At 30.0% G+C, this 1,861-nt stretch carries 3 protein-coding genes; all 3 read right to left on the bottom strand.

Annotated elements, in window-relative coordinates:
- A partial coding sequence (locus VK998_RS02580) for an aminopeptidase P family N-terminal domain-containing protein (RefSeq protein ID WP_325225140.1) occupies window positions 1-309 on the bottom strand: 309 nt, incomplete at its 3' end.
- A 32-nt stretch (window positions 310-341) separates the two neighbouring features.
- A complete protein-coding gene (eutH, locus tag VK998_RS02575; RefSeq protein WP_325225138.1) occupies window positions 342-1,421 on the bottom strand; it encodes an ethanolamine utilization protein EutH in 1,080 nt (359 codons plus the stop codon).
- Window positions 1,422-1,537: 116 nt separating this feature from the next.
- A partial coding sequence (locus VK998_RS02570; protein WP_325225135.1) for a hypothetical protein occupies window positions 1,538-1,861 on the bottom strand: 324 nt, incomplete at its 5' end.

The raw sequence follows: 1,861 nt of genomic DNA, 5'->3' as shown, positions 1-1,861 counted from the left end.
ATTATCCTTTAGCCATTCCATATAGGTTGGAAAACCTGGTATTCCCATTTTAAATAGTTGAATTTCACTGCCTGCTAATTGATTTTCCGCTTGGATAAAATACCTTCCATCAGTCCATAATATAGCCTCATCTTCTGTTACCACAACAGTCCCTGCAGAACCAGTAAATCCAGAAATCCAAACTCTAGTCTTATAATAATCTGCTAAATATTCCGATTGGTGTGGATCAGAGGTTGGAATTATGTAAGCATTAACTCCTTTTTTTTTCATCAAATTTCTCAAATTTTTAATTTTTTCATTTACTTTCAAAATACTTACCTCCTTTTAAATTATTATATCCTTTATGTTCCTTTTTCTGCAACCTTCATTAATATACTTGCAAGAAGTATTCCAAACAACCCTGCAACTAGTTTTGCTATAATAAATGGTGTAACAGCTTTGTGAGATATACCAGATACAAAACCAAGTTGTCCCCCAAAAACGAATGCTCCACTAACTGCAAAGGCTGCGTTTATTACCTTTCCTTTGTTATCCATTTTATCATAAATTGCTAACATAGGCACACAGTTTGCAAGAGAAGATAATATTCCCAATATAGCAAATTGGTTAATCCCTATTTTCTTCGATATATTGTTCAGTTTATTATTAAACTTTTCATGAATTATATAAAAGAGTGGATATGCTCCAGAAAGGATAACTCCAACCTTACCAACTATTACTATGCCTTCTTCAAAAGGTGCCATATTGGGAATTATTTTTATTCCTAATATAAGATCTATTATACTAAATAATAAACCTATAAAACTAATAACCATAATGCCTTTACCTAATAAATTGAATATTTTCATAGTTATTTCTTGAAATTTAAATAACCCAATTACAATTAACATAGACAAAATAATTACAGGTATTAAGTTTATCCAAATTTCTCTAATGGAAATATTCATTATTAACCCACTTATTACCATACCTATTGGAATTGTTACAATCCCTGCAAGAATTCCTTTAGTAAAGAAGGGAAAGTCTTCTTTAGAAACTAAATTTAAAGATATAGGTATTGTGAAGGAAATAGTTGCCCCCATCATAGAGGCTAGTATCAACCCAGTGTATTCAGCCATCTCTTGACTCTTTGCAATCTCTATACTAGTTGAATATCCTCCCATATCAGTAGCCAATATACTAGAAATAAATACAGAAGGATCTGCCCCTGTTAATTTGGATAACGGAAACAGGATCGGAGTCACTAATTGAGAAATAACTGGAGATAAACTAATAATTCCAATCATAGTAAGAGCCAAAGAACCCATACTTTTAAAACCTTCTTCAAATCTTTTTCCTAATCCATTACGATTATCTAATAGTCTATCTATCCCGCCTATAATAGAAAATAAAACCATGATGAATAATACGATATTGCTCATTTCCCACCTCTCATTATATTGTTATTGGTTCTATTATATTATATATTTGGTGAAATAGGAATAGAGAGCTGTTTCTTGTCATTTCAAATTTATCCAAGAAAAAAGGATTTATTCTTTCATACACTAACAATTATTCCTCTAGCAAATCCATATCTATCTATTATAATCCCAAGCCTATCTCCTATTTTAAAATCTTCAAAATCTATATTCATCTTTTTCTTGTTTCTTTGAATAATAAATACTGCATCTTCTCTAACTTTTAATATAGGACTAATTTTTATACTATCGTCATCCATATATTGTTCTATTATTATCTCATTTCTTTCATAGTCTAATTTTTGTATGAATCCATAAACAAATATTTCTCCTTCTGAATAGTCTATTTCTGGAATATCAATATAGCTTTTATCCATTTCATCATAGGTAAATCCAACAGTATA

Source organism: Schnuerera sp. (assembly GCF_035459645.1).
GTDB lineage: Bacteria > Bacillota > Clostridia > Tissierellales > Tepidimicrobiaceae > Schnuerera.
Note: the sequence above shows the minus strand (reverse complement) of the source record. Positions and strands in the feature narration are given on the sequence as shown.

Bases quoted from the DNA above. Each gene is read 5' to 3' on its own strand.
- eutH (WP_325225138.1), bottom strand. From the start codon at position 1,421: ATGAGCAATATCGTATTATTCATCATGGTTTTATTTTCTATTATAGGC.